At 37.1% G+C, this 3,350-nt stretch carries 5 protein-coding genes; 3 read left to right on the top strand and 2 right to left on the bottom strand.

Annotated elements, in window-relative coordinates; all coding sequences use genetic code 11:
• On the bottom strand, nt 1–326 hold a 326-nt coding region (locus A5875_RS23965), incomplete at its 3' end, for a hypothetical protein (RefSeq protein ID WP_217809339.1).
• Nucleotides 327–449: 123 nt separating this feature from the next.
• Here A5875_RS23965 and A5875_RS02105 point away from each other — a divergent pair.
• The 3 genes from A5875_RS02105 (at nt 450) to A5875_RS02095 (ending at nt 2,551) form a co-directional block, all read left to right on the top strand.
• A complete protein-coding gene (locus tag A5875_RS02105; protein ID WP_088932081.1) occupies nt 450–1,784 on the top strand; it encodes an amino acid permease in 1,335 nt (444 codons plus the stop codon).
• Nucleotides 1,785–1,922: 138 nt separating this feature from the next.
• Nucleotides 1,923–2,120 carry a helix-turn-helix transcriptional regulator gene (locus A5875_RS02100; RefSeq protein ID WP_088932080.1) on the top strand — a complete coding sequence of 66 codons (198 nt, stop codon included), beginning with the start codon at nt 1,923–1,925 and terminating at the stop codon, nt 2,118–2,120.
• 2 nt (nt 2,121–2,122) lie between these two features.
• Nucleotides 2,123–2,551, top strand: a complete 429-nt coding sequence (locus A5875_RS02095) for a hypothetical protein (protein WP_088932079.1) — start codon at nt 2,123–2,125, stop codon at nt 2,549–2,551.
• Nucleotides 2,552–2,649: 98 nt separating this feature from the next.
• On the opposite strand, the gene A5875_RS02090 is transcribed toward A5875_RS02095, so the two are convergent.
• On the bottom strand, nt 2,650–3,303 hold the full coding sequence (locus A5875_RS02090; RefSeq protein WP_371853787.1) for an MIP/aquaporin family protein: 654 nt from the start codon (nt 3,301–3,303) through the stop codon (nt 2,650–2,652).
• Nucleotides 3,304–3,350: the final 47 nt, after the last annotated feature.

Raw genomic sequence — 3,350 nt, 5'->3', positions numbered from 1 at the left:
AGATGTGTATAAGAGACAGTCATTACTCTGTGTATAATAAAAACTGAGAGCGGTTTTTCTTCTATTAGAACAACTGATTCATCTTCGAATTCCACATAATCACCGACAGAAATTCCTTGCACCATCAATTTAAAATCTGAATCAGTTTCCTGAAATTCTAGATTATCAAAATTAGGGATATTCCATTTACTAGGCACCAAAACAAACTCTCGATACCCTTCTTCAGTTTTAAACTTAAACCACTTAAGCTCAACATCAAGATAAGTATCTAAAGATGTATCTTCCTTAATTTCAATTAAGGCGCTCTGAATTATAGAAAGATTCAATTGCCTATTATCAAACTGATTTTACACATCTAGATGTGTATAAGAGACAGATTATTGATGGATAATTATCAGAATATTTCAAATCTACAAATTATTCGCTCAATTTAGAAACGAGGCAGTTCTATGGAAAATAAATTACAAAAACAAATGACTTCACGCCACATTATGATGTTGGCGCTTGGAGGTGCAATCGGTGCTGGCCTATTCAAAGGAAGCGGTGAAGCAATCGGCATTGCTGGACCTTCTGTTATCCTCGCCTTTTTGCTTGGCGGTTTGGTTCTTTTCATCGTGATGAATGGTTTGGGCCGCTTAGTTTTAAGCAGCGACAATGTTCAAGGTCTATCTGGAATCATCAAACCATTTCTTGGCGAACGTACTGCAGACTTTATTGACTGGTTGTACTGGTCGTTATGGATGGTAAACATTATCGCCGAAGCTGTGGCTGCTGCCAGCTTCTTACAATTATGGTTCCCCCATGTCCCTTCTTGGATCTTTGTTTTGATTCTAGCAGTATTAACCACTCTCATTAATCTGTATTCAGTTCGTTTGTTCGCTGAGACAGAGTATTGGCTGGCATTTATCAAAATCGCAGTCATTATTATCCTGATTGTCTTTAGCGCTTATCTTGTCGGGCATGAAATTTTTAACATTGGGTGGATAGATACGATCTCTCGTATGAACAGCCATGGCGGTTTTACTCCCCATGGCCTGCAAGGTCTGGTGAATTCTCTTTTAGTCGTGATTTATTCCTATGGCGGATCAGAATTGATCGCTATTACAGTTAGTGAAACAGAAAATCCTAAAACCGCGATTCCTAAAGCAATCAAAGGTGTTATGGGAAGAATCATCTCATTTTATATCGTGCCAATGATCCTGCTTTTGATTATTTATCGCTGGGATACTTTAGCTGCAACAACAGCCAGTCCATTTGTAATGGTCTTTCAAAAAATGCATATTCCTTTTGCTACTGATATTGTGAATTTCGTTATTGTATTGGCGCTATTTTCTTCTATTAACTCGGGAGTCTATGCATCCTCTAGAACGCTATACTTCCGAGTAAAAGATAATAGTGGCTTTACTGCTAAACTTGCTGTGTTGAACAAACATCAAGTTCCGCAACGAGCAGTCTTGTTTTGTACCGGCACGCTTTATCTTGGTGTCATTTTGTCTTACTTTCTAGGAAACAAACTATTTAATTACTTAGTCGGTTCGTTGTCATACTCAGTATTATTAACATGGTTATTGATCAGTGTAGCAGCATTTGTTCTAGCTATGAAGAAAGGAACGAAGGTGGAGCGATTCTTCAGCGGATTAGTAATTCTAGTACTAGGGTTGATTTTTGTCGGAATCCTCATGAATAACCCGATTGGTGTAACACTTTTCACTGCATGTATTTATTTAATTATTCTCTTCAGCTATCGTAAGAAACAACCCGATACAGTTTCAGAACAACTTTAAAATCAAGGTCGAATCACAAAATAGGTTGATTCGATCTTTTTTTATTGCTTTTTTCGGAAATGGAAAGCCTACTTTACATGATCGGATTTATCCTTTATACTGTATATGTAAAGCAAGCTTTCCGTAAGGAGGTCCCAAATGAAAAATCGTTTAGAAGAAATTCGCAAAGAAAGAGGCATCAAACAAGAAGATTTGGCGACTGCCTTAGAAGTATCGCGACAAACAATTGGTTCTCTGGAAAATGATCGTTACAACCCGTCTATTGTGCTAGCTTTTAAAATTGCCAAGTATTTTGATATGACGATCGAAGAAATTTTTATTTACGAGGAGGATTAAAAATGAAAAAAACAAAAGAGCTGCTTATTGCCATATTAGGTTTGATATTAGTACTCATAGGATTTTACTTAATAAAAGCGATTGACGATCCACAAAACATCATGAGAACACTGCCCTACCTTTGCATCGGTCTAGGATGCGGGTTATTTGGAAATGGTTTTGGTGAATATATCAGTAAAAAATCGATTGAAAACAATCCTAAATTAGTTAAACAAATTGAAATTGACACAAAAGATGAACGAAACGTCATGATTGGAAATATGGCTAAAGCAAAAGGATTTGATATGATGCTGTATGTGTACTCCGCTTTACTGCTGACTTTTGCACTGATGGAAGTTTCTTTTAACGTCCTAATTCCTTTAGTCGTAGCCTACTTATTTGTCGTCGGATACTCTATTTATCATCGTTCAAAAATTGAGAAGGCACTCTAAATTATCTTTGAAAAAAGAGCAGATCACTCTGCTCTTTTCTTTATTCAATTTTTTTAAAATCAAAAAAGACGATCACATTGACCGTCTTCGTTCAAAAATTATTTTTCTTCGCTGCCCATAAATTTAGCAACAAAAGCTGCAATAATCGCACCCACTGTTGGTGCTAATAAGTAAACCCAGTAGTGAGATAATGCACTGCCGCCAGCAAAGAGCGCTGGTCCTAAGCTGCGGGCTGCATTTAATGAACCGCCTGTTAAGTTTAATGCTACGATAATCAAGAACGCCAATGAAATACCGATCGCTAGCGGTGCCATTTGTGCGTTACCAAATTTTTCACTGGTTACCATCAAAATGATGAATACGAATAAGAAAGTAATCAGTGTTTCGACACCAAATGCTTGAGCAGCACTGATTTTAGGGAAATCTGTTTGACCAAAGCCGTCGCTAGGTAATTTTAGCGCATGAACATAAATGTATATAATTGCTGAAGCTGCAATTGAGCCTAACGCTTGGGCGATAATATAAAAAATCCCATCTTTCACTGCTAAGCGTTTGTTAATCATCATGGCAATAGAGACACCAGGATTGAAGTTTCCGCCAGAAATACCTCCTACCGCGTAAGCCATGATCGTGATCGCTAAACCAAATGCTAAACCTATTGTTAACGTACCACCTTTAGCAACAACTACTGTACCAGTTCCTAAAAACACAAGCATAAAGGTACCTAGAAATTCTGCCAAATATTTTTTCATTTTCATTGCACATCCTTTACAAAATAATTGAGTTTTCAGTTTAGTTA

The organism is Enterococcus sp. 3H8_DIV0648 (assembly GCF_002140655.1).
Classification (GTDB): domain Bacteria; phylum Bacillota; class Bacilli; order Lactobacillales; family Enterococcaceae; genus Enterococcus_A; species Enterococcus_A hulanensis.
The sequence above is the reverse complement of the archived record's forward strand: the minus strand, read 5'-3'. Positions and strand labels throughout refer to the sequence as shown.

What these genes read in the sequence shown, in the direction of transcription:
- A5875_RS02105 (WP_088932081.1), top strand. Translation starts at nt 450, where the DNA reads ATGGAAAATAAATTACAAAAACAAATGACTTCACGCCACATTATGATG.
- A5875_RS02100 (WP_088932080.1), top strand. Translation starts at nt 1,923, where the DNA reads ATGAAAAATCGTTTAGAAGAAATTCGCAAAGAAAGAGGCATCAAACAA.
- A5875_RS02095 (WP_088932079.1), top strand. Translation starts at nt 2,123, where the DNA reads ATGAAAAAAACAAAAGAGCTGCTTATTGCCATATTAGGTTTGATATTA.
- A5875_RS02090 (WP_371853787.1), bottom strand. Translation starts at nt 3,303, where the DNA reads ATGAAAAAATATTTGGCAGAATTTCTAGGTACCTTTATGCTTGTGTTT.